We start from the raw sequence: 21,381 nt of genomic DNA, 5'->3' as shown, positions 1-21,381 counted from the left end.
CCGGTTCAGGTCCGCAGGAACAGGTAGGCCGACACCGCGACGCCGAACGTCACGATCGTCACGCGCAGCGGTGTGGTCGGGATGCGGCTCGCGAGGCGCGCCCCGAGGAACCCGCCGACGAGCCCGGCCGGGGCGGCGACGGCGACGACGGTCCACTCGACCGGCCCGAAGACGCCGAACACCACCAGCGTCACCGTGGCGGTGACCGCGGACAGCGCCGACTTCAGCGCGTTGGCGAGTTTCAGCCGGTGCAGCCCGATGCCGAGCACGCCGACCAGGATCACTCCGAGCGCGCCGCCGAAGTAGCCGCCGTAGACGGTGGCCAGGAACAGGGCCAGGTACAGCCAGGCCGGGTCGCGGCCCGGCTCGCCGGCGAGCTGGCCGGCCAGCCGCCGGGTCGCCAGCGGCTGGACGGCGAGCAGCAGGCTGGCCAGCAGCACGAGGACCGGGACGACGGCGTCGAAGGCATCGGACGGGGTGGTGAGCAGCAGGACGCTGCCGCCGAGCCCGCCCAGCGCGGCCACCGCGCCGAACCGGAGCAGGCGCCGGCGCTGGCCGGCGTACTCGGCGCGGAAACCGGCGACCCCGCCGAGGTAGCCGGGCCACTGCGCCAGTGAGTTGGTGACGTTCGCCGCGACAGTGCCCAGCCCCAGCGCGACGAGGGTGGGGAAGAGGATCAGCGAGCCGCCACCGGCGATCGAGTTGACCCCGCCGGCGAGGAACGCGACGCCCGCGACGAGGAGCAGGTCGACGGCGGGCACGGCGGTGCAGCCTACGGTGGGCGCGTGCGGAGGCCGGCGAGCGCGACGTGGCTGGGAGCCCTCCTGGGTGGGTCGGGGGTGCTGCACCTGGTGCGTCCGCGAACCTACGAGTGGCTGGTGCCGCCGGAGCTGGGCGACGCCCGGTCGTGGGTGCTCGCCAGCGGGGTGGCCGAGATCGGTACCGCCGCCCTGCTCGCGGCGCCGCGCACCCGGCGGGCCGGTGGCTGGTCGGCCGCGGCCCTGCTGCTGGCGTTCGTGCCCGCGCACCTGCACCACCTCCGGCTCGGTCGGGGCAAGCCGGCGGTGCTGGCCGCCGCCGTGGTGCGGCTGCCTCTCCAGGTGCCGATGGTCTCGGCGGCGCTCCGGGTGGCCCGCGGCCGCTGAGCGTCGCTGATCGCCCGCGGCCGACGCCGGCACGGCAGACTCGACCCGTGCCCGCACCGATGCCCGACGACTGGCAGCGCGCCCTCGTCGTCGCCGCCCACCCTGACGACATCGAGTACGGCCTCGCCGCCGCGGTCGCCGTGTGGACGGCCGCGGGCAAGGAGGTGCGCTACCTGCTCGCCACCCGCGGCGAGGCGGGCATCGCCGGGATGCCCCCGGGGGAGGCCGGCCCGCTGCGCGAGGCGGAGGAGCGTGCGTCGGCCGCCGTCGTCGGGGTGAGCGAGGTGGAGTTCCTCGACCTCCGGGACGGCGTCCTGGTGGCCGGGCCCGACCTGCGGCGCGAGCTGGCGGGCGGCATCCGGCGGCACCGGCCCGACCTGGTGGTCACCACCTGGGGCGGGGACACCTGGACCCTGCCCGGGGTCAGCCCCGCCGCCCTGAACTCGCCCGACCACCGGGCGCTGACCCGCAGCGTGCTCGATGCGGTCGCCGACGCCGCCAACGAGTGGATCTTCCCGGAGCTCGCGGAGGACCCGTGGTCGGGCGTGCAGTACATCGCGGTGCAGGCCATGGGCGGTGATCCGCCGCACGCGATCGACGTCAGCGGGGGAGTGGAGCCCGCGGTCGCGTCGCTGGCCGAGCACCGGCGGTACCTCGCGGCGCTGTCCGACGAGCCGGTCGACGAGCAGGCACGGCGACAGATCGACATGTCGACCCTGACCGAGGACGGCGGCCGGCAGGTGGGCTTCACGCTCTACTGGGGATGACGAGCGCGGTCAGAACGGGGGCGGGTCGTCGTCCGGGTCCGCTGGTGGTGGCGGTGGTCCCGGTGGTGCGGTGAGGACGCGGTAGCCGGGTGGTCGGGTGGTGCGGGTGACGCCGCTGGGGGTGATGACGGTGAGCACGCCGTCGTCGCTGAGGGTGTGGGTCCAGCCGGGGGCGAAGGTCTTGAGGCGGTGGTGGTGGCGGCACAGGCAGCACAGGTTCTCGCAGGCGGTCGCTCCGCCGGCGGCGTGGGGCAGGACGTGGTCGAGGTCGGCCCAGCCGGCGGGTGCGGTGCAGCCGGGGTGCCGGCAGGTGCGGTCCCGCGTTGCGAGGAAGCGTTGCTGCGCCGCCGAGGGGCGGTAGCGGTCCACCTGTCCGGGGATGCCGAGCCGGGGGCAGCCGCAGGCGGTGCTCGGGTGCTCGGGGCAGCCGCGGATGGCCAGCCGGGCCAGCTCCGCCCGGCCGGTGATCGCCAGCAGCGCCCCGGTGGCGTCGGTGATCGCGATATCCAGGCTGCCGCCGGCCGGGGCCTGGATGCTGCAGGCGTCGAGCTGGGTGAGTAGTTCGCGCAGGTGGGCGGCGGTGATCGGCTCCCCGTCCACCTCCCCGACCGGGGACGCGGTGCCCGGGCGGGTGAAGGCGGCCGGGGCCGGGGCGCCGGCGGCGAGGAACTTGGCCGGGGTGAGCGCGGACAGTGGTGCGACCACGGTGAGCTGTGCGGTCACCGATGGCTGCTGCTGCCAGGGGCGCAGCAGCAGGTCGGTGAGGGCTCCGGTGCGCAGCATGCCGATCGGCCGCGTATCCCCGGCGTCCTTCGCCGCGCGGGCGTGCCGATCCAGGGCGTCGCGGCAGGCGCGGGCGTCGGGATGGGGCAGCAGGGCGCGCAGCTCGCTCATCCCGTCCCCGACCGGGCGCACCGTCACATCCGCCGCGCGCCGGCGGGCCTGCCGGCGGCGGTCGGCCGCGACGGCGTCGCGGGCGATCAGCTCGGTGCGCACCGCCGCCCGCAGCTTCCCCACCCCCAGCTCGGTGGCGGTGGGGAGGACGGCGGTCTCCACGCCGGCGATCACGCCCGGGTCGGTGTCGGCGCCGGTGGCGGCGACCTCGGCGGCGATCGCCCGGGCCCGCGGCCAGTCCAGCCGCCCCAGCCGCAGCGCGGCGAAGGTCGCCGGCAGCACGGTGGTGAGCACGTGGGCGTGCTCCAGCTGCGTCACCGCCGCCGTGCGGCTGCAGTTCTGCACCGCGGCCAGCTCATCGGGCACGAACTCACTCGCCCCCGGCGGGCCGACCTCGCCGGGGCGCTCACCGCCGGGCAGCGGATCGGCCGGCGCGGGGCGGGCCGCGGCCAGGTCCATCACCAGCTCCGCGCGCAACGCGGCCAGCCGAGCCTCCGCGGCCACGATCTGCCCCAGCAGCTCCGCCGCCTGCGCAGCACTGCGCCGCGCCGGCAGCCACGCACTCAACGGCTCGTCCCACCGCTGCGGATCCGGATCCTCCAGCTCCCACGGCGAGGGCGCGTCGGACACCGGCGCCACGGTCACCCCGACCGCGAACCCGACCACCGACATACCCGCAGGCTAGGGCGGGGGTCTGACAGTTCTGACCAGCTCATCGGATCGCTGTGGCCGCGCGTGGGCCGGAACCTCGTAGACTGGACCGCACGACGGACGAGTCGGCTGGGCGGTCGCGTCGGCGGGGAGACCCCGTCGCCGAGGAACGTCCGGGCTCCACAGGGCAGGGTGGTCGTTAACGGCGACCCGGGGTGACCCGCGGGACAGTGCCACAGAAAACAGACCGCCAGCGCTCGCGCTGGTAAGGGTGAAACGGTGGTGTAAGAGACCACCAGCACGCCGGGTGACCGGCGTGGCTCGGTAAACCCCACCCGGAGCTAGGTCAAGAAGGAACGGCGGTCCGCCGCCGTTCCGCGCAGGCGTTCGAGGGTGGCCCGCCCGAGCCTGCGGGTAGACCGCTGGAGCCTGCCGGCAACGGCAGGCCTAGATGGATGACCGCCCATCGGGAGGCCGCAAGGCGCCCGTGGACAGAACCCGGCGTACAGGCCGACTCGTCCGTCATCCCCGAGATCCAGTGCGACGGGGAAGTCGTCCCGACCTGCGGAGCAGGCCCTTGCCGCCCGCCGGTCCTCCAGCTGACGAAGCGGTGAGCGGCCGGTCGGCGGGCGACCCCCGGCCCGGCGGCGCCGGAGGATCAGTCGGCGACGGCGGTGACGAACGTGCAGATGCCCTCGCCGGAGTCCGCCCGATGCCGTATCCCGATCAGCCAGAGCAGGGCGGTCTCGATCCGGTGGGCCAGCTTGCGCGGCCCCTCGTACCAGGTGGAGCCACCGGTCGTGACCGTGATGTCCTCGAACCCCGCCAGGCGGATGTGCTCGACGAGCATCCAGTCGGGGAGGATCGAGATGTGGCCCGGCTGGTAGTAGTGCCCGGGCCCGAAGATGAACGGGGCACCGCGCAGGAACATCTTCAGCCGTGAGTGCGGGTGGGTGATGTTCGGGGTGCTCACCACGAGCCGGTCACCCGGCCGGAGCAGGGCCCGGATCGAGCGCAGCACCTGCCGCGGGTTCTCCACGTGCTCGAGCGTCTCGACGCACATGACCAGGTCGAAGGGGCCGCGGGTCTCCTCGGTCCACTGGGGGTCGTCGAGGTCGAGGCGGTGGATCCAGTCGTGCGGCGGGTCCAGGTCGGTGGGGACGACGTCGAACCCGGCGTCCCGGAGCCGGCAGGCCAGCGCGCCGCAGCCGGCACCGACCTCCAGGATCCGGCCGCCGGTGGGCAGGGCCCGCCGCGCCAGCTCGACGGCGTACTCGTGCACTCCCGGGGCGGCGTGGATCCCGTGCCCCTGGTACGACCCGGTCGCGGCGGTGCGGGACGTGGTGGTGCGCTCGTCGGCGGTCACCCTCGGGAGTGTGACCCACCTGCCGCATGCTCGCCCGTCGCGGCGTCGGCCGGGCCTCGGAGCGGGCCTGTGCCAGGGTGGGCGCGTGCAGACCCCCGCCCGGTTCGCCGCCCCGTGACGGGAGCGGTCGTCGCCGTCGCCGCGGTCGGTGGCCTGCTCGTGGGCGCAGCCGCGAACCGGGCCGCGGGCGCCTTCCCGTGGGGCGCGGCCGACGGGGCCACCGGGCGGTCCGCGGTGCGGCCGCCGGTGCTCGAGCTGCTCACCGCGGGCCTGTTCGCGCTGCTGGCGCTGCGGCTGGGGGCGGTCGCGGAGCTGCCGGCCTTCCTGGTCGTCGCCGGGGCGGGCGTCCTCCTCGCGGTGATCGACCTGCGGCACCGGCTGCTGCCCGACCGCGTCACCGGCCCGGCGGTGGTGGCGACCGCGGCGCTGCTGACGGGAGCGGCAGCGGTGCAGGGCTCCTGGGACGCGCTGCTGCGGGCGGGCCTGGCGGCCGCCGCGCTTTTCTGCGGCTACCTGGTCATGGCGCTGATCTCGCCCGCCGGCCTCGGCATGGGCGACGTCAAGCTGGCCGGCCTGCTCGGCCTGCCGCTGGGCTGGCTCGGCTGGCAGGCGGTGCTGCTGGGGGCGCTGGCCGGCTTCGTGGTCCAGGCCGCGCTGGCGCTGCTCCTGCTCGCCGCGCGGCGGATCGGGCTCAAAGCGGAGCTGCCGTTCGGGCCGGCGATGCTGCTCGGTGCGGCGGTCGCGGTGGGCTGGAGCGGCACGCTCCCCGGCTGACGGCGGCGCCGGCGGTGACGCTGCGTCACCAGCGGACCGGAATCGTCCCTCGATGGGCGGAGTGCCGTCCCCGGATCGGGTGAGGGGCGCTCAAGGCCGGGTGTGTCCCGCACGACAACTCCCTCCAACGCCGCGAGGCCGGATCAGCCCGATCCGGACCCGACGGCCCGCAACCGGAGGAGCACCGCATGCTGATCAACGCCTACGCCACCCTGGCCAGCCTCGTCGCCGTCGCCCAGGACCGCCTCAAGAACGAGGAGAAGGGCGCCACCGCCGTCGAGTACGGCCTGATGGTCGGCCTCATCGCCGTCGTGATCATCGGCGTCGTGGTCACGCTGGGCGAGGAGCTCAAGGGCCTGTTCACGGAGGTCGGTGACGGGCTCAAGGGCGCCGGCGACACCGCCACCACGACTTCCTGACCACTCGCTGCTGCGCGACGACGTAGCGGAACCGGCGCAGCGGCCCTCGTCCCGGGGGCCGCTGCGCCGTCGCACGAGAGGGGCGGTGATGCACGGATGAAGGGACGGCTGCGCGGTGAGCGCGGGGCCAGCGCGGTGGAGTTCGCCTTCATCGTGCCGCTGCTGATCGTGCTGGTCATCGGCATCGTCGAGTTCGGCCACGCCTTCCAGGTGCAGGGCACGCTCTCGGCCGCCGCCCGCGAGGGGGTGCGGGCCATGGCGCTGCGCAACGACCCGGTGGACGCGCGCAACGTCGTCCGCACCGCCGCCGCCTCGCTGCACCCGGCGATCACCGACGACCAGATCCACATCACCATCGTCGGCGGCACCGCCGAGACCTGTCCCACCACCGGCGCCGGCGACACCGCCGTCCGCCTCACCATCACCTACCCGAAGCCGTACCTCACGGACTTCTTCGGCGCGGGGATCGAGCTCACCGGAACGGGGGTCATGCGATGCAACGGCTGATCTCGCGGGCCCGGCGCCGGCTGGACGGCGAGCACGGCGCGAGCGCCGTCGTCCTCTCGCTGCTGATGGTCCCCATGCTGGGGTTCGCGGCCATCGCCGTGGACATCGGCGCGCTGTACGCCGAGCGCGCCCGGCTCCAGGTCGCGGCCGACGCCGCCGCCATCGCGGTGGCCCAGGACTGCTCCCGCGGCAACTGCGGCGACATGCTGGCGACCGCCCAGGAGCTGATCACCCTCAACGACCCCACGGGCACGGCCGGCCAGCCCGTGCTCAGCAGCGACCCGGTCAGCGTCACCGTCACCGGTGGCGCCCCCAAGGAGCACTGGTTCGCGCCGGTCATCGGGCACGACTCCAGCCACGTCTCGGCGACCGCGACGGTCGGGTGGGGCGCGCCGAGCCAGGGCACCGCGGTGCTGCCGCTGACCTTCTCCTGGTGCTCGTTCCAGGCGCAGACCGGCGGCGGGCTGCCGTCGACCGAGACGCTGCAGACGATCATGTTCAGCAAGTCCGACGACGTCGGCGGGTGCACCGGGCCGTCGGGCAACTTCGTGCCCGGTGGCTTCGGCTGGGTCGTGCCCGACGCGGGCATGTGCCACGCCACCTCCGCGATCGGCCAGCGGCTCTCCTCCGACACGGGTGTGTCGCTGCCCTCCGGCTGCTCGGAGGCCGACCTCCAGGGCTGGCTGGGCCGCACGGTCCTGCTGCCGCTCTTCGACGAGTTCGGCGACGGCGGCAGCAACGGCTGGTACCGCGTCTACGGCTACGCCGCCTTCACCCTCACCGGCTACGCGGTCAACGGCTCGATCAGCAGCGGCAAGAAGGTCTGCGGGCCCGGCACCAACTCCAGTGACCGGTGCGTCACCGGCTACTACACCCGCTTCGTCGAGCTCTCCGACGCCTGGACCTACAGCCCGGACGCCCCGCAGCTCGGGGCCTCGATCCTCCGACTCATCCGTTAGGGGCGCCCACGTGAGACGTCGACTCCTGGCCACCGCGGTGGCCCTCGCGCTCGTCGTCGCCGGCACGGTCGTCCTCGTGGGCTACGTGCGCGGCGCGGAGACCCGCGCCCTCGCCGGCGTGCAGACCGTCCAGGTCCTGGTGGCCGAGGCCCTCATCCCCGCCGGCACCCCCGGCGCGGCCCTGGGCGAGCTGGTGGGCATCGAGCTGCTGCCGGCGAAGGCGGCGCTGCCGGGCCGGGTCACCGACCTGGCCACGCTGGCCGACCGCGTCGCCACTGTCGACCTCGCGCCCGGCGAGCAGCTGCTCGACAGCCGGTTCGTACGGCCCGAGGAGCGGCAGGCGCCCGGCACGGTGCCGGTGCCGGAGGGGATGCAGGAGGTGAGCATCGTCCTCGAGCCCCAGCGGGCCGTCGGCGGCCGGCTGGCCGCCGGCGACACCGTCGGCGTCTTCGTCTCCATGGGCGACCCGGCGACGACCCACGCCGTCCTGCACGAGGTTCTGGTCACCCAGGTGCAGGGGGCACCCGCCCCGCCCGCGGCGCCCGCCGACGGGGCGACGCCGGCCGTCTCCGCACCGGCCCCCTCCGGCAGCCTCATGGTCACCTTCGCCGTGACGGCCGCGCAGGCCGAGGCCGTCGTCTTCGCCGCCGAGCACGCCAGCGTCTGGCTGTCCCTCGAACCGCCCGACCCCGACGTCTCCCGCACCCAGGTGCTCACCCCCGACACCATCTACGGAAAGGCCTACTCATGAGCCGCGTCGTCCTGGCCGGAGCAGGCGAGGACCTGGTCCTGCGCGTGAAGGAGGCCACCGGCGGCGACCTGCAGGTACTGCCGCCGGGCCGGCTGCCCAGCGATCCGGCGCGGCTGTTCGAGCAGCTGGTCGACGACGAGCTGCCCGACGTGCTGCTCGTCGGCCCGCACACGCCGGCGCCCGAGGTGCTGACCCTGGCCGGCCGGCTCGACGTGCAGTCACCGGGCATCACCGTCGTCCTGATGGCCGACCCGTCCCCGGACATGTGGCGGTCGGCCATGCGCGCCGGCATCCGCGACCTGCTCCCGCCGGACGCCGACGTGGCCGAGATCGCCGCCGCGGTCGAGCGCGCCGGGCACGCGGCGGCCGGCCGTCGCCGGGTGCTGCGGCCGGTGGCCGAGACCGACCGCTACGCCGGCCGGGTCATCACCATCGCCTCGCCCAAGGGCGGCGTGGGCAAGACGACGGTCTCCACGAACCTGGCGATCGGCCTGACCGCGGCCGCACCCCAGTCCACGGTGCTCGTCGACCTCGACGTGCAGTTCGGCGACGTCGCCTCCGCCCTGAGCCTGGTGCCCGAGTACACGCTGCCCGACGCCGTCCACGGGCCGGCCAGCGAGGACACCATGGTCCTCAAGACGTTCCTCACCCAGCACCCCAGCGGGCTGTACGCGGTGTGCGGGTCCGAGTCGCCGGCGGCCGGCGACACGATCACCGGTGACGACGTCAGCCGGTTGCTGGCCTCGCTGGCCCGGGAGTTCCGGTACGTCGTCGTCGACACCGCCCCGGGGCTGTCGGAGCAGACGCTGGCGGCGCTGGACCGCGCATCCGACGTCGTGATGCTCACCAGCATGGACGTGCCGGGGGTGCGCGGGCTGCGCAAGGAGATGGACGTGCTCCGCGAGCTGTGCATGATCCCCGCCGGCCGGCACGTCGTCATGAACTTCGCCGACCCCAAGGGCGGCCTGACCGTCCGGGACGTCGAGACGACGATCGGCACGGGGGTCGACGTCGTCCTGCCCCGGTCGAAGGCGGTGCCGGCCACCACCAACCAGGGCGTGCCCATCCTGACCAGCGGCGGCCGCCGCGACCCGATGGTGCGCGAGCTGCGCCGGCTGGTGTCGCGCTTCTCCGCCACCCCGCTCATGAAGGCCAGCCGCTACCGGGCCAAGCACCGGGCGGAGGCGTGAACCTCGCCCAGCGGCTGGAGGCCGCGCGCCAGGGAACGGGGCCCGCCGCGCCCGCGCCCGCGGCCCGGCCCGCAGCCGACGCCGGCACCGACCGGCCGGCGACCGCGGTGCCCGCCCCGGTCGTGCGCCCGGCCGCCGTCCCCCGTCCGACCGGATCGCCCGCCCCTGCGCCGCCGACCGACGCGCTGGCGCGGCTGAAGGACCGCGTGGGCAAGGCCCTGTTCGAGCGCATGGGCAGCCGGATGAACGACCCGTCGATGGCCGAGGACGCGCTGCGCGCCGTCGTGCTCAAGGAGCTCGACGAGGTCGTCGAGGAGGAGAACGTCCCGCTCAGCGCCGAGGAGCGGCAGCGGCTGACCGCCGAGCTCGCCGACGACGTGCTCGGCTACGGCCCGCTGCAGCGGCTGCTCGACGACGACGCGGTCAGCGAGATCATGGTGAACGGGCCGGACTCCATCTACGTCGAGCGCGGCGGCAGGCTCCAGCGCACCGCGACCCGGTTCACCTCCGAGGAGCACCTGCGCCGGGTGATCGACCGGATCGTCTCCCGCGTCGGACGGCGCATCGACGAGTCCTCCCCGCTGGTCGACGCCCGGCTGGCCGACGGCTCGCGCGTGAACGCGGTGATCCCGCCGCTGGCCTTCAGCGGCTCCACCCTGACCATCCGGAAGTTCGCGAAGGACCCGTTCCGGGTCGACGACCTGATCGGCTTCGGCACGCTCTCGCCGGAGATGGCCGAGCTGCTGCACGCCTGCGTCGACGCCCGGCTCAACATCATCGTCTCCGGCGGTACCGGCACCGGGAAGACGACGCTGCTCAACGTGCTCTCCTCGTTCATCCCGGAGGGCGAGCGGATCGTCACCATCGAGGACGCCGTCGAGCTGCAGCTGCAGCAGGAGCACGTCGTCCGGCTGGAGTCGCGCCCGCCGAACATCGAGGGCAAGGGCGCGATCACCATCCGCGACCTGGTTCGCAACTCGCTCCGCATGCGGCCCGACCGGATCGTGGTGGGGGAGTGCCGCGGCGGGGAGTCGCTGGACATGCTGCAGGCGATGAACACCGGGCACGACGGCTCGCTGTCGACGGTGCACGCGAACTCCCCGCGTGACGCCATCGCGCGGCTGGAGACGCTGGTGCTCATGGCCGGCATGGACCTGCCGCTGCGGGCCATCCGCGAGCAGATCGCCTCCGCGGTCGACGTCGTCGTCCAGCTCACCCGGCTGCGCGACGGCACCCGGCGGGTCACCCACGTGACCGAGGTGCAGGGCATGGAGGGCGAGACGGTCACGCTGCAGGACGCGTTCCTGTTCGACTACTCCGCCGGCGTGGACGCCTCGGGCAGGTTCCTCGGCAAGCCGGTGCCCACGGGGGTGCGGCCGCGGTTCACCGACCGGTTCGACGAGCTGGGCATCACCCTCTCACCGCGGGTGTTCGGCGCCGCGGAGCCGGCCCGCCCCTCGAGGTGGGAGCGGTGAGCGAGCTCCTCCTGGTGCTCGGCGTCGCCGCGATCTCCGCCGCCCTGCTGATCCTCGCCCTGGTCGTCGTCCCGGCCGGCCCCCCGCGGGTGCCCCTCACCCGGCTCGACCCGTCCGTGGCGCCCCCCGCGTCCGCGCTGGCCGGCGCCGGCGCGGCGGCGGGAGCCGCGGTCGAGAAGGTGCTGCTCAAGCGTGGCCGGCTCGCCGCCGGCGCCGCCGCCCTGGAACGGGCCGGCATGGCGACGACGTTGCCGAACTTCGTCCTCGCCGTCGGGCTGACCACCGTCGTCGCCGGGCTCCTCGGCGGGCTGCTCGGCGGCCCGCTGCTCGCCGTGCTGTTCGTGGTGCTGGTGCCCGTCGGCGCCAAGCTGCTGCTCGGCTTCCGCGCCGGGCGGCGGCAGGCCGCGTTCGCCGACCAGCTCGACGACTCCCTGCAGCTGATGGCCAGCAGCCTGCGCGCCGGGCACAGCCTGCTGAGGGCGGTCGACTCGGTGTCCCACGAGGCCGAGGCGCCGACCTCGGAGGAGTTCGCGCGGATCGTCAACGAGACGCGCGTCGGCCGCGATCTCAGCGACGCGCTCGACGAGGTCGCCGCCCGGATGGGCAGCGACGACTTCACCTGGGTCGCCCAGGCGATCGCCATCCACCGCGAGGTCGGCGGCAACCTCGCCGAGGTGCTGGACGCCGTCGGGAACACCATCCGCGAGCGCAACGCCATCCGCCGTCAGGTCAAGGCGCTGTCGGCCGAGGGCAAGCTCTCGGCCGTCGTGCTCATGGCGCTGCCGTTCGGCGTGACCGGGTTCATCTCGATCACCAACCCCGCCTACATCGCGAAGTTCACCGAGAGCCTCGTCGGCTACGCCATGCTCGCCGCGGCGGCCGTGATGCTGCTGGTCGGGGGCCTGTGGCTCAAGAAGACCGTGGCGATCAAATTCTGATGAGCAGCGTGCCCGTTCCCGTCCTGCTGGCCGCCCTCGCGGTCAGCGTCGCCGTCCCCCTGCTCGGCTGGGCGCTGCTCGCCCGCCCCTTCACCGCGCCGGCCCAGGTGCGCGACAACCTGGTGCGCGGCCTCGGCCCGACCGGCGCGGCCGCCGCGGCCAGTTCCGGGCCGGGGGTGCTGACCCGCGTCGCCCGGGGCCTGACCCCCCGCGGAACGGTGGCCCGGCTCAACCGTCTCGCCGGCACGGCCGGTCGCCCGGCGGCCTGGCCGGTCCCGAGGCTGGTGGCGGCGAAGCTGGTGCTGGCCCTGATCGCGGGGGCGCTGGGGCTGCTCGTGGCCACCGCCCGGCCCGGCCCGCTGATGGTCGTGGTCGCCGTGGTGGCGACCGTCGTCGCCTACTTCCTCCCCGAACTGCTCCTGTACAGCCGCGGCCAGGAGCGGCAAGAGGCGATCGCCCTCGAGCTGGCCGACACGCTCGACCAGATGACGATCGCCGTGGAGGCGGGGCTCGGTTTCGAGTCGGCGATGGCGCGGTCCGGGAGCAACGGCACGGGGCCGCTGGCGGAGGAGCTCGTGCGCACGCTGCAGGACATCGCCGTCGGCCAGCCGCGTCGCGACGCCTATCTGGCGCTCGCCGAGCGGACGGGCGTTCCCGACCTGCGCCGCTTCATCCGCGCCGTGGTGCAGGCCGACCAGTACGGCGTCTCGATCGCCGACGTGCTGCGCACCCAGGCGCAGGAGATGCGGCTCAAGCGCCGCCAGCGCGCGGAGGAGAAGGCGATGCAGATCCCGGTCAAGGTGATCTTCCCGCTAATCCTCTGCATCCTGCCGACGCTGTTCATCGTGCTGCTCGGCCCCGCGGTCATGGACATCGTCGCAGCGTTCAGCGGCTGAGCACATCGTCGTCCTCCGGACGACACCGCGGCCCATGGCCGTTCCCCGGCGACGTGGAGCCGTTTCGTCGTCCCTGCGCGGAGGCCTCCGGCCCCCACTCGGGCCGACCCTGCACGGGCCGGCCCGAGTCGGGTCAGCCGGTGGAGCGGGGCTGGGCGGGGTTCGTCGGGTCGCCCTGCGAGGGCGGGTTCATCGCGGGCCCCGTGGTCGCCTCGGAGACCTTGGAGCCGGCCGCGGCGTGCGACGGGTCGTCGGCCGCCGGTGCGGCGGGGTCGCCACCCGAGGGCTGGGCGCCCTCGCGGAGCGCCTGGAGCCGGTTCTCCATGATCGCCACCACCTGCGGGCGGTCGGCGTGGGCGCGTTCGTACTCGAGCACGGTCTCCAGACCCTGGGCGTCCAGCGTCCGGATCCGCGAGGCCAGGCCCTCCACCGGCAGGTGGTCGTAGTCGGGCAGTGGCAGCTGGTCGTGCTCCGTCATCCCTCGTCCTCTCTGCGGGTCCGTGTCGCCGCACCGCCTACCCCCGCCTCCCGGAAACGACACCGGGTGTGAGCTTCCGGCCGGTGGGTAGGCGGCGACGGCGGGAGTCGCGGCTCCGCGCCGCCCCGCCATCCGAACACCCCCGATCGACCGAGGAGTTGTCCCCCCGACATGGACGTGTCCTTCCTGGAGCCGGTGTTCGCCGCGCCCGGGCCCTACGCCACGGTCTGCGCCGACGTCACGCACACCAACGAGAACGCCGACGCGGAGCTGGAGCTGCGCGTGCGTGCGCTCACCGAGCAGCTCGCGGAGCAGGGTGCGCCGGAGACGGTCGTCGAGGCCGTCCGCGGCCGGCTGCTCGAGGGCAACGAGGGCGGCGAGGCAGGCACGCTGAGGGGTCGCTCCGTCGTCGTCGCCTCCGACGGCTCCGTCGTGCTCGACGAGGCACTCGCCGACGCGCCGGCCCGGGAGACCGCGGAGTGGGCCGACCAGCCCGACCTGGTGCAGATCCTGCCCCAGCTCGCGGGCCGCCTGCCGCACGTCGTCGTCGTCGCCGACCGCACGGGCGCCGACATCACCACGGCCGGGCTCCCCGGCCGGCCCGACCAGGAGAAGCAGGTGGAGGGCGACACCTTCCACATGCGCAAGGTCAAGGTCGGCGGCTGGGCGCACAACACGTACATGCACACCGCCGAGAACCAGTGGGAGGAGAACCTCGGACTGGTCGCCGACGAGCTGGACTCCCTGGCCCGGCGGCTGCCGCTGCGGTTCATCCTCGTCGCCGGTGACGTGCGGGCCCGGCAGATCCTGAGCGACAAGGCGCACGCCGCGTGGTCGGACCTGGTGGTCACCATGGAGGAGGGTGGTCGCGCCGCCGGTGCCGAGCGGGCAGCGATCGACGCCCGCACCGCCGAGCTGATCGCCGAGCACGAGGCGCGCGACATCGCAGACGCCCTCGAGAAGGTGCAGGCCGCCGGTGCGCACGGGCTCGCGCTCACCGGCACCGCCGCCGTGGTCGAGGCGCTGCGCAAGGGGCAGGTCGAGACGCTCCTGCTCGCCGACGAGCAGGACGACGCCACCCTGCTGGTCGGCAACGGCCCGCTCGAGCTCGGGGTGAAGCAGCAGGACATGGACTCCCTGGGCGTGCACGGCACCGTCGTGCCGGCCGGCCGCGCGCTGGTCGCCGCCGCCGCCGCCAGCGCGGCCGGGGTGCTCGTCGTGCCCCGTGCGGCGCTGCCCGACGGCGAGCCGGTCGCCGCGATCCTCCGTTACACCGACGACTCGACGCCGTCGGCCTGACATCCGCAACGAAGCCCGAAGGAGAACCACCCGTGAGCGACCCGCACCAGCCCGGCACCGCGCCCGGAACCGATCAGCGCAGCATCGAGCGCCGCGCCGCACTCGCCGAGGCCCTCGGCAAGGAGGTGTGGCCGGCCGACCGCGACCAGCTGATCGCCAAGGCGCAGGAGGGGCCCGCGGCCGACCGGGTGCTCTCGGACCTGCAGCGCCTGCCGGCCGGCCGGCAGTTCGAGAACGTCCAGGAGGTGGCCGAGGCCCTCGGCCTGGGCACCGAGCAGCAGCGGTTCTGACGTGACCACGCAGAAGCAGCCCAGCGCCGAGGCGCTGGACAACGTCACCGAGGACAACGTGGAGACGCGGTCCCAGCTGCTCCCGGAGGAGGCGGCGCTGCAGGGCAGCGGCATGGAGGAGGTCGCCGCCGAGGTCATCCTGGCCGAGTCGGAGGAGCGGACGGTCAACGCCGATCCCGACGACGCCCAGGGTGCCCACCGGCAGTCCGCCGAGACCGCAGACCTGCCCTGACGTGCGGCACGAGCACCCGGTCCGGCTGCGCTGGTCGGACCCCGACATGCTGGGTCACGTCAACCACGCGCGGGCGCTGAGCCTGCTCGAGGACGCGCGGCTCGCGCTGGGCGAGGATCACGCCGGAGGCGGCCTGATCCTCGCCCGGCTCGAGGTCGACTACCTGCGCCAGCTCTACTACCGGGTCGGCGAGGAGCTCTGCGTGCGCAGCTGGGTGACCCGGCTGGGCACGAAGTCCTTCACGATGCGGCAGGAGCTGGCGCAGGACGGCGAGGTGGCCATCCGGGCCGACGTCGTCCTGGTGGTCTTCGACTTCGCGGCGAACACGAGCCGGCCGATGACCGACGCCGAGCGCGCGCACTGGAGCAGGTACCTGGAGGGCTAGCTAGCCCTGGCCGTAGGCGGCCCAGAGCCGCGGGAAGCGGGCGGCGAACCACTCGTCGTCGTCCTGCGGGAACGGCTCACCGGACGGCTCACCGAACTGGTCGTCCACCTCGTCGGGCCCCGGGTCGAGGTCCTCCTCGGCGAAGCCACGGTCCTCCAGCACCTCCAGGGGTGCGTAGGCCCACTCCTCGGCGCACCCGAAGTCGTCCTCGTCCTCGTCCCACTCGAGGTCGGCCAGGGCGTCCGGATCGGCGAGCACGCGCTCGTAGGCGTCCCGTCCGAGGCTGATCAGCCAGTTCCGGAAGTCGAGGAAGGCGTCGTCGCTCGCCCCGCCGAGCGCGAGGTATGCGGCGGCCCAGAGGTCCCAGCGGTTGGCCCGGGCGCGGGCGGCCATCAGCTGGCGGTAGAAGGCGAGGACGTCGTCGTCCGAGAGCTCCTCGAGGGCGGCCGTGAGGGTCGCGACGTGCTCGGCGACCACCGAGTCCTTCGCGGTCTCGGCCGCCTCCGCGCGGGTGTCCTCGACCAGCGTCCAGAAGGTGTTCGCGTCCACGGCGGGAACCTACCGGCGCACCGCCCCCGTGCGGCGGTTGCCGAGCCCCGCCGGACCGGTCAGCATCCGGGCGTGCGGACGTACGGGAGGAGGCCGCGTGACGTTCTTCGACGGCTTCGCCGAGCAGCGGGTGGACGTCGGCGATGGCGTCGTCGTACGGCTGCGGTCCGGCGGGACCGGGCCGCCGGTCGTGCTGCTGCACGGGCACCCGCGCACCCACACCACCTGGCACCGGGTGGCCCCGCTCCTCGCGGCGGCCGGCCACACCGTGGTCTGCCCTGACCTGCGGGGGTACGGCCGGTCGTCGAAACCGCCCACCGACGACCGGCACGTGCCCTATTCAAAACGGGCGATGGCCGGCGACGTCGTGGCGCTGATGCGTGCGCTGGGCCACGACCGCTTCGCCGTGGTCGGTCACGACCGGGGCAGCTACGTGGCGCTGCGGACGGCCCTGGACCACTCCGAGGCCGTCAGCCACCTCGCCGTCCTGGACTGCATCCCGATCGTCGAGCACCTGGAGCGGGCCGACGCGCGGTTCGCCACGACCTGGTGGCACTGGTTCTTCTTCGCCCAGCCGGGCAAGCCGGAGCAGGCGATCCTGGCCGACCCGGTGGCCTGGTACGGCGCTGAGGCACCGGGCAGGGCCGAGGCGATGGGGGAGGAGAACCACGCCGACCTCCTGGCGGCGATCCGCGACCCGGCCACGGTGCACGCCATGCTCGAGGACTACCGCGCCGGGCTCGGTGTCGACCGGGCGGCCGAGGAGGCCGATCGCGCGGCCGGTCGGCGCATCACCTGCCCGACGCTCGTGCTGTGGTCCGCCCGGGACGACCTGGCGGAGCTGCACCGCGACCCGCGGACCATCTGGGCGGACTGGGCCACCGACGTGCGCGGCGGGCCGATCGACAGCGGGCACCACATGGCCGAGGAGGCGCCCGAGGACTTGGCCGGGGCGCTGCTCCCGTTCCTAGGAGGGGACCGGCTCGGCGGGGCGCAGCCGTGACGGGGTGGTGCTGTCACGCACGACGAGCCGCGTGGCCAGCTCCAGCCGCGGGCTCTCGATGGTCTCGCCGTCCACCATGCGCAGCACCGTCCGTGCTGCCAGCACGCCCATCTCGGTCAGCGGCTGGTGCACCGTGGTGAGCGGCGGGGAGGACCAGCGGGCCTCCGGCAGGTCGTCGAACCCGACGACGCTGACGTCCTCGGGCACGCGCAGGCCCCGGCGCCGGACTCCTTCGTAGACCCCCAGTGCCATCTGGTCGTTCGCGGCGAAGACGGCGGTCGGCGGGTCGGGCAGGGCCAGAAGGCGGTCGGCCGCGCGGGCTCCCGAGGCGTAGCCGAAGTCGCCTTCCACCACCAGGTCGGCGTCGAACGGCAGCCCGGCGGTCTCCAGGCCCGCCCGGTACCCGGCCAGCCGGGCGCGGCTGGCCCAGAGATCGGGCGTGCCGGCGACGAAGGCGATGCGCCGGTGGCCGAGCCCGGTCAGGTGCTCGGTGGCGCTGAGGCCGCCCGCCCAGTTGGTCGCGCCGATGGTCGGCACGTCCAGCTCCGGGACGCCGGCCGGGTCGACGACGACCGCGGGGACCTGCAGGTTGCGCAGCTCCGCGTCGAGCTCGGGGTCCAGCTCGCTGGTGACCAGGATGGCGCCGTCGCTGGCCCGGGCGCCGAGGTTGTCCAGCCACCCCCGGGTGGCGCTGGCCCGGCGGTGGATCGCGGTGACCACGATGCCCACGCCTGCCGCGTGGGCGACGTCCTCCACCCCGCGGATGATCTCCAGCGCCCACGGGCTGTCGAGGTCGTTGAAGACCAGGTCGATCAGCCGCGCCCGGGCCCGGCCGCCTCGGCGCTGGTAGCCGTGGTCGCGGAGCAGCTGCTCCACGCGCTCGCGGGTCTGCGGAGCCACGTCGGACCGCCCGTTCAGGACGCGGGAGACCGTCGGAACCGACACCCCGGCCGCCGCGGCGATCGCCGCGATGGTCACCGCGCCGGTCTGCTCGTCGGCCAACGGACCTCCTCCTGGTCGGGGCGGCCAGCCTACGGCCGGCCCCGCGGCCCCGGGCGGGTGCGCCGCGGAGCTCCCCCCGACGGGCGAGGGCCGGCCTCCGGCGACGGCGTCCGATGCCGGCGGATTCCCGTATTGACGCCCACATGTGACCTACGTAACGTCCGGGCTCCGGTTTCCGGAAACTTTCGGAAGCTGTTCCGACGTCTCGAGGGAAGGCACACCATGCGCTCTGTGAGGTTCGGTTCGCGGGCGGCAGCCCGTTGCGCGGTCGGGGTGGCCCTGGTCCCGGTCGCGATCTCCGCCGCGGTCCTGCCCGCCGCGGCGGCGCCCCAGGACCAGGCGGCACCGACGGCCCAGGCCCAGGAGGACCGGGCCGGCGGCCCAGCCATCCGGAACGGCCTGCGCACCGTCGCCCCCGACGACCTGGTCATCGGGACCGCGGTCGCCGGCGGGGGGCACCACGTGGACGCCGGCTACCCCGATCCGTTCACCCGCGACCCCCGGTACCGGAAGGTCCTCGCCACGGAGTTCAACTCGGTCTCCCCCGAGAACCAGATGAAGTGGGAGTTCATCCACCCGGAGCCCGGGGTCTACAACTTCGGGCCGGCGGATGCGATCGTCGCCTTCGCCGAGCGGCACGGGCAGGAGGTCCGCGGCCACACGCTCCTCTGGCACAGCCAGCTGGCCGACTGGGTCACCCAGGGCGACTACACCGACGAGGAGCTCCGGGCCATCCTCAAGGAGCACATCCAGACGGTGGTCGGCCGCTACGAGGGCCGCATCGACCAGTGGGACGTCGCCAACGAGATCTTCGCCGACACGTGGGACGACGGAGGCGTGCGGCTACGGGACGGTTCGACGGGCGCGACTGCCAACATCTTCATCCAGCGGCTGGGCCCGGGGATCATCGCCGACGCCTTCCGCTGGGCGCACGAGGCCGACCCGGAGGCGAAGCTCTTCCTCAACGACTACGCCGTCGAGGACATCGGCCCGAAGAGCGACGCCTACTACGAGCTCGCCAAGCAGCTGCTCGCCGAGGGGGTCCCGCTGCACGGGTTCGCCTTCCAGGCCCACCTGGACCTGCAGTACCCCTTCCCGGAGACCCTCGACGAGAACATGCAGCGCTTCGACGACCTGGGGCTGGAGACCGCGATCACCGAGCTGGACGTCCGGTTCACGCTCCCCGAGAGCGGGGTGCCCACCGCGGAGCAGCTCGCCGAGCAGGCGGACACCTACGAGGGCGTCCTCGAGGCCTGCCTGTCGGTGGACGACTGCAACTCCTTCACCATCTGGGGCTTCAACGACAAGTACTCGTGGGTCCCGAGCTTCTCGCCCGGCCAGGGGGCGGCGACCGTGATGTTCGAGAACTACGAGCGCAAGCCCGCCTACTGGGCCCTGCACGAGACGCTCGCGGAGGCGCAGGCCGGGCGGTGACCGGCCCGGTCCGACCCGCCGGACCCGCCTGAGCGCCGGGCGGTCGCTCCTCGACCCGGGGAGCGGCCGCCCGGTCCCGTCGGGCGGGTGGACCCGCCGTCCGGCGGGACGGCGGCCCGATCAGGTGATCATCTCCGTCCCCCGGGGTAGGGCCGCACCCGAACCGAGAGGAGACAGCGATGCCGAAGACGACGAGAAAGGGCGACGCGAAGCAGTCCGAGCTGCCCAGCACCCTGCGACGCTCGGACAAGAAGGCCCAGCGGACGTTCACCAAGGCCTACGACTCGGCGGTGGACGAGTACGACGACGAGGAGCGCGCCAACCGCGTCGCGTGGGCGGCGGTCAAGCACTCCTACGAGAAGGTCGGCGACCACTGGGAGAAGAAGGAGGGCGGCAAGAAGGGCCCCTCGGACGCCCAGGCCGCCGGCGGCCGCGGCACCGGCAAGCAGACCAAGGGCGGCGTCGACGCGAACGCGACCAAGGAGCACCTGCAGGAGGTCGCCAAGAAGCTCGACATCTCCGGCCGCTCGAAGATGAAGAAGCAGGAGCTGGTCGACGCCATCCAGAAGGCGAACGACAAGAAGACCGCCCAGGCCCGCACGAAGTGAGGTCGCCGCGTCGCCGCTTCCCTGGTCCAGGGGAGCGGCGACGCGTCAGCCGATGAGCTGGAACTCCGTCTGCCGGCCGGCGAGGTACTCGACGCCGTCCGCAGTGAGCGCGATGCCCTCCTCGAGCCCCAGCCGCACGCACTGGCCGCCCCACTCCGGGACCGGCCGGCGCACCGCGAGCTCCAGGGCGTAGGCCGTGTCGGCGTGCACCGGGTAGTCGCCCGCGCCCGGCACGTCCCGCTGCTGGTCCCACTGGCCGATGGCCGGCCCCGCCCCGTGGCCGTGGTAGCCGATCGGGTGCGAGTAGACGTCCCCGTCCAGGCCCTCCGCTGCCGCGGCGGCGCGCGCGGCGGCCAGCACTTCGTTGCCCGTCCGGCCCGGGAGGAGCGCGGCCGCGGTCAGCTCCTGCAGCCGGTTGGCCGCCCGCATGGCGAACCGCAGGCCCTCGGGGGCGTCGGTCTCGCCGGGCCGCAGGACGTAGGCGTTGCGCTGCGTGTCGGTCCGCAGCCCCAGCGAGCTCAGGCCCACGTCGCAGTGCAGCAGGTCCCCGGCCCGGACCACCGCGTCGGAGGGGACGGCGGGCAGCAGCGTCCCCCCGTCCTCGACTAGGGGCACGCCGGCGCGCTGCACCAGCACCGACGGCTGGAACCACGGCTCCACGCCCAGGTCGTGGAGCCGCTGCCGCAGCCACCACGCCACGTCCAGCGCGGTGGTCCGGCCCACCCGGACGACGGCGGGGGAGAAGGCCTCCGCGATCACCTGGTGCGCCAGCCGGTTCATCCCCCGCAGCGCCTCGATCTCCTCCGGCAGGCGGGTCTCCAGCCAGCTCACCGCGAGCTGCTCGGCCGACACCAGCCGGTCCGCGTACGGGCCGAGCGCCTCGGTGAGCAGCCGGTGCTCGGTGTGGGAGAGCCCGTCGGCCAGGGCGAAGCGCTCGGAGACGTCGATGCCGATGCGGCGCGGGCCGGCCTGCTCCACGAACCGGCGGACCTCCGCCCACTGGGCGCGCTCGGCGGGCTCCCGCGGGTCGGCGGTCCACGCGGGCAGGAACTGGCCGACCGGGTAGCGGGAGACCGCGGCGGGGGTGACGCCGTCGTCGCTGCGGTGCAGCAGCAGGATGGTGCGCCGGCGGGCGGACAACCAGGTGGCCGGGAGCAGCGTGGCGAGAACCGGGTCCTCGTCGTACTCCCGTCCGGCGACGATCCACAGATCGATGCCCGCCCGGTCCATGAGACCGGGGAGGACGTCGAGCAGCCGCTGGGTGAGCCATCGGTCGCGCACGTCGGCCTGCTCGCGCAGAGGCAGAGGCACCGTCCGCGTCGGGTCGGGCGCGACGAGCGTCATGCACCTAGCGAAGCAGAGAACCGCC

25 protein-coding genes and 1 other RNA gene are annotated in these 21,381 nt (G+C 74.3%); 19 read left to right on the top strand and 7 right to left on the bottom strand.

Going from position 1 to position 21,381, the window contains the following annotated elements:
* Nucleotides 1-5: 5 nt before the first annotated feature.
* Entirely contained in the window at nt 6-761 is a 756-nt protein-coding gene (locus tag ACI8AG_RS14865; RefSeq protein ID WP_456597660.1) for a sulfite exporter TauE/SafE family protein, read from the bottom strand.
* Nucleotides 762-785: 24 nt separating this feature from the next.
* On the opposite strand from ACI8AG_RS14865, the gene ACI8AG_RS14860 reads away from it, so the two are divergent.
* The gene (locus tag ACI8AG_RS14860) at nt 786-1,145 is read left to right on the top strand and encodes a DoxX family protein (protein ID WP_456597659.1); all 360 of its coding nucleotides are present in this window, start codon (nt 786-788) and stop codon (nt 1,143-1,145) included.
* A gap of 47 nt (nt 1,146-1,192) precedes the next feature.
* Nucleotides 1,193-1,912: a PIG-L deacetylase family protein gene (locus tag ACI8AG_RS14855; protein ID WP_456597658.1), complete on the top strand. Its 720-nt coding sequence runs from the start codon at nt 1,193-1,195 to the stop codon at nt 1,910-1,912.
* 9 nt (nt 1,913-1,921) lie between these two features.
* Here the strand turns inward: ACI8AG_RS14855 and ACI8AG_RS14850 are convergent, their stop codons facing one another.
* Nucleotides 1,922-3,478, bottom strand: a complete 1,557-nt coding sequence (locus ACI8AG_RS14850; protein WP_456597657.1) for a DUF222 domain-containing protein — start codon at nt 3,476-3,478, stop codon at nt 1,922-1,924.
* A gap of 100 nt (nt 3,479-3,578) precedes the next feature.
* Here ACI8AG_RS14850 and rnpB point away from each other — a divergent pair.
* An RNA gene (rnpB, locus tag ACI8AG_RS14845) (RNase P RNA component class A) lies at nt 3,579-3,979 on the top strand.
* A 136-nt stretch (nt 3,980-4,115) separates the two neighbouring features.
* Here the strand turns inward: rnpB and ACI8AG_RS14840 are convergent.
* On the bottom strand, nt 4,116-4,823 hold the full coding sequence (locus tag ACI8AG_RS14840; protein WP_456597656.1) for a class I SAM-dependent methyltransferase: 708 nt from the start codon (nt 4,821-4,823) through the stop codon (nt 4,116-4,118).
* Nucleotides 4,824-4,937: 114 nt separating this feature from the next.
* Between ACI8AG_RS14840 and ACI8AG_RS14835 the strand changes: the two genes are divergently transcribed.
* The 9 genes from ACI8AG_RS14835 to ACI8AG_RS14795 all read left to right on the top strand — a co-directional run bounded on the left by ACI8AG_RS14835 (nt 4,938) and on the right by ACI8AG_RS14795 (nt 12,732).
* The gene (locus tag ACI8AG_RS14835; protein ID WP_456597655.1) at nt 4,938-5,597 is read left to right on the top strand and encodes a prepilin peptidase; all 660 of its coding nucleotides are present in this window, start codon (nt 4,938-4,940) and stop codon (nt 5,595-5,597) included.
* A 188-nt stretch (nt 5,598-5,785) separates the two neighbouring features.
* Nucleotides 5,786-6,016, top strand: a complete 231-nt coding sequence (locus ACI8AG_RS14830) for a Flp family type IVb pilin (RefSeq protein WP_456597654.1) — start codon at nt 5,786-5,788, stop codon at nt 6,014-6,016.
* A gap of 96 nt (nt 6,017-6,112) precedes the next feature.
* Nucleotides 6,113-6,523: a TadE/TadG family type IV pilus assembly protein gene (locus ACI8AG_RS14825; RefSeq protein ID WP_456597653.1), complete on the top strand. Its 411-nt coding sequence runs from the start codon at nt 6,113-6,115 to the stop codon at nt 6,521-6,523.
* On the top strand, nt 6,511-7,482 hold the full coding sequence (locus ACI8AG_RS14820) for a pilus assembly protein TadG-related protein (RefSeq protein ID WP_456597652.1): 972 nt from the start codon (nt 6,511-6,513) through the stop codon (nt 7,480-7,482). Before ACI8AG_RS14825 ends, ACI8AG_RS14820 begins: the two co-directional genes overlap by 13 nt.
* A gap of 10 nt (nt 7,483-7,492) precedes the next feature.
* Nucleotides 7,493-8,233 carry a Flp pilus assembly protein CpaB gene (gene cpaB, locus ACI8AG_RS14815; RefSeq protein ID WP_456589016.1) on the top strand — a complete coding sequence of 247 codons (741 nt, stop codon included), beginning with the start codon at nt 7,493-7,495 and terminating at the stop codon, nt 8,231-8,233.
* Nucleotides 8,230-9,423: an AAA family ATPase gene (locus ACI8AG_RS14810; RefSeq protein WP_456597651.1), complete on the top strand. Its 1,194-nt coding sequence runs from the start codon at nt 8,230-8,232 to the stop codon at nt 9,421-9,423. Before cpaB ends, ACI8AG_RS14810 begins: the two co-directional genes overlap by 4 nt.
* Nucleotides 9,420-10,898, top strand: a complete 1,479-nt coding sequence (locus tag ACI8AG_RS14805; protein ID WP_456589018.1) for a CpaF family protein — start codon at nt 9,420-9,422, stop codon at nt 10,896-10,898. The genes ACI8AG_RS14810 and ACI8AG_RS14805 overlap by 4 nt, the downstream gene beginning before the upstream one ends.
* Nucleotides 10,895-11,836, top strand: a complete 942-nt coding sequence (locus ACI8AG_RS14800; protein ID WP_456597650.1) for a type II secretion system F family protein — start codon at nt 10,895-10,897, stop codon at nt 11,834-11,836. The genes ACI8AG_RS14805 and ACI8AG_RS14800 overlap by 4 nt, the downstream gene beginning before the upstream one ends.
* On the top strand, nt 11,836-12,732 hold the full coding sequence (locus ACI8AG_RS14795) for a type II secretion system F family protein (protein WP_456597649.1): 897 nt from the start codon (nt 11,836-11,838) through the stop codon (nt 12,730-12,732). The genes ACI8AG_RS14800 and ACI8AG_RS14795 overlap by 1 nt, the downstream gene beginning before the upstream one ends.
* 133 nt (nt 12,733-12,865) lie before the next feature.
* Here ACI8AG_RS14795 and ACI8AG_RS14790 read toward each other — a convergent pair whose 3' ends face one another.
* Complete coding sequence (locus ACI8AG_RS14790) at nt 12,866-13,210, bottom strand: hypothetical protein (RefSeq protein ID WP_456589021.1); 345 nt, start codon at nt 13,208-13,210, stop codon at nt 12,866-12,868.
* Between the two features lie 171 nt (nt 13,211-13,381).
* Here ACI8AG_RS14790 and ACI8AG_RS14785 point away from each other — a divergent pair, with 171 nt between their 5' ends.
* The 4 genes from ACI8AG_RS14785 to ACI8AG_RS14770 are packed head-to-tail and all read left to right on the top strand — an operon-like array spanning nt 13,382 to nt 15,416.
* On the top strand, nt 13,382-14,509 hold the full coding sequence (locus tag ACI8AG_RS14785; protein WP_456597648.1) for a baeRF2 domain-containing protein: 1,128 nt from the start codon (nt 13,382-13,384) through the stop codon (nt 14,507-14,509).
* Between the two features lie 32 nt (nt 14,510-14,541).
* Entirely contained in the window at nt 14,542-14,799 is a 258-nt protein-coding gene (locus ACI8AG_RS14780) for a DUF2795 domain-containing protein (protein WP_456597647.1), read from the top strand.
* Between the two features lies 1 nt (nt 14,800).
* The gene (locus tag ACI8AG_RS14775) at nt 14,801-15,031 is read left to right on the top strand and encodes a hypothetical protein (RefSeq protein ID WP_456589024.1); all 231 of its coding nucleotides are present in this window, start codon (nt 14,801-14,803) and stop codon (nt 15,029-15,031) included.
* 1 nt (nt 15,032) lies between these two features.
* Nucleotides 15,033-15,416 (top strand): acyl-CoA thioesterase, encoded by a 384-nt coding sequence (locus tag ACI8AG_RS14770; protein ID WP_456589025.1) that lies wholly within the window; start codon nt 15,033-15,035, stop codon nt 15,414-15,416.
* Here the strand turns inward: ACI8AG_RS14770 and ACI8AG_RS14765 are convergent, their stop codons facing one another.
* Entirely contained in the window at nt 15,417-15,965 is a 549-nt protein-coding gene (locus ACI8AG_RS14765; RefSeq protein WP_456597646.1) for a DUF4240 domain-containing protein, read from the bottom strand.
* A 97-nt stretch (nt 15,966-16,062) separates the two neighbouring features.
* Here ACI8AG_RS14765 and ACI8AG_RS14760 point away from each other — a divergent pair, with 97 nt between their 5' ends.
* Nucleotides 16,063-16,968, top strand: a complete 906-nt coding sequence (locus tag ACI8AG_RS14760; RefSeq protein ID WP_456597645.1) for an alpha/beta fold hydrolase — start codon at nt 16,063-16,065, stop codon at nt 16,966-16,968.
* Here ACI8AG_RS14760 and ACI8AG_RS14755 read toward each other — a convergent pair.
* A complete protein-coding gene (locus ACI8AG_RS14755; RefSeq protein WP_456597644.1) occupies nt 16,933-17,970 on the bottom strand; it encodes a LacI family DNA-binding transcriptional regulator in 1,038 nt (345 codons plus the stop codon). The two genes, ACI8AG_RS14760 and ACI8AG_RS14755, sit on opposite strands and share 36 nt — an antisense overlap.
* Before the next feature lie 231 nt (nt 17,971-18,201).
* Between ACI8AG_RS14755 and ACI8AG_RS14750 the strand changes: the two genes are divergently transcribed.
* Nucleotides 18,202-19,404, top strand: a complete 1,203-nt coding sequence (locus ACI8AG_RS14750; protein ID WP_456597643.1) for an endo-1,4-beta-xylanase — start codon at nt 18,202-18,204, stop codon at nt 19,402-19,404.
* A 179-nt stretch (nt 19,405-19,583) separates the two neighbouring features.
* On the top strand, nt 19,584-20,012 hold the full coding sequence (locus tag ACI8AG_RS14745; protein ID WP_456597642.1) for a ChaB family protein: 429 nt from the start codon (nt 19,584-19,586) through the stop codon (nt 20,010-20,012).
* Between the two features lie 45 nt (nt 20,013-20,057).
* Here the strand turns inward: ACI8AG_RS14745 and ACI8AG_RS14740 are convergent, their stop codons facing one another.
* Nucleotides 20,058-21,356 (bottom strand): M24 family metallopeptidase, encoded by a 1,299-nt coding sequence (locus tag ACI8AG_RS14740; protein ID WP_456597641.1) that lies wholly within the window; start codon nt 21,354-21,356, stop codon nt 20,058-20,060.
* Nucleotides 21,357-21,381: the final 25 nt, after the last annotated feature.

This window comes from Blastococcus sp. SYSU DS0552, from assembly GCF_054050815.1.
This window is presented reverse-complemented; position numbering and strand designations above follow the sequence as displayed.

What these genes read in the sequence shown, in the direction of transcription:
- ACI8AG_RS14790 (WP_456589021.1), bottom strand. Translation starts at nt 13,210, where the DNA reads ATGACGGAGCACGACCAGCTGCCACTGCCCGACTACGACCACCTGCCG.
- ACI8AG_RS14830 (WP_456597654.1), top strand. Translation starts at nt 5,786, where the DNA reads ATGCTGATCAACGCCTACGCCACCCTGGCCAGCCTCGTCGCCGTCGCC.
- ACI8AG_RS14745 (WP_456597642.1), top strand. Translation starts at nt 19,584, where the DNA reads ATGCCGAAGACGACGAGAAAGGGCGACGCGAAGCAGTCCGAGCTGCCC.
- ACI8AG_RS14825 (WP_456597653.1), top strand. Translation starts at nt 6,113, where the DNA reads ATGAAGGGACGGCTGCGCGGTGAGCGCGGGGCCAGCGCGGTGGAGTTC.
- ACI8AG_RS14810 (WP_456597651.1), top strand. Translation starts at nt 8,230, where the DNA reads ATGAGCCGCGTCGTCCTGGCCGGAGCAGGCGAGGACCTGGTCCTGCGC.
- ACI8AG_RS14740 (WP_456597641.1), bottom strand. Translation starts at nt 21,356, where the DNA reads ATGACGCTCGTCGCGCCCGACCCGACGCGGACGGTGCCTCTGCCTCTG.
- ACI8AG_RS14785 (WP_456597648.1), top strand. Translation starts at nt 13,382, where the DNA reads ATGGACGTGTCCTTCCTGGAGCCGGTGTTCGCCGCGCCCGGGCCCTAC.
- ACI8AG_RS14795 (WP_456597649.1), top strand. Translation starts at nt 11,836, where the DNA reads ATGAGCAGCGTGCCCGTTCCCGTCCTGCTGGCCGCCCTCGCGGTCAGC.
- ACI8AG_RS14850 (WP_456597657.1), bottom strand. Translation starts at nt 3,478, where the DNA reads ATGTCGGTGGTCGGGTTCGCGGTCGGGGTGACCGTGGCGCCGGTGTCC.
- ACI8AG_RS14820 (WP_456597652.1), top strand. Translation starts at nt 6,511, where the DNA reads ATGCAACGGCTGATCTCGCGGGCCCGGCGCCGGCTGGACGGCGAGCAC.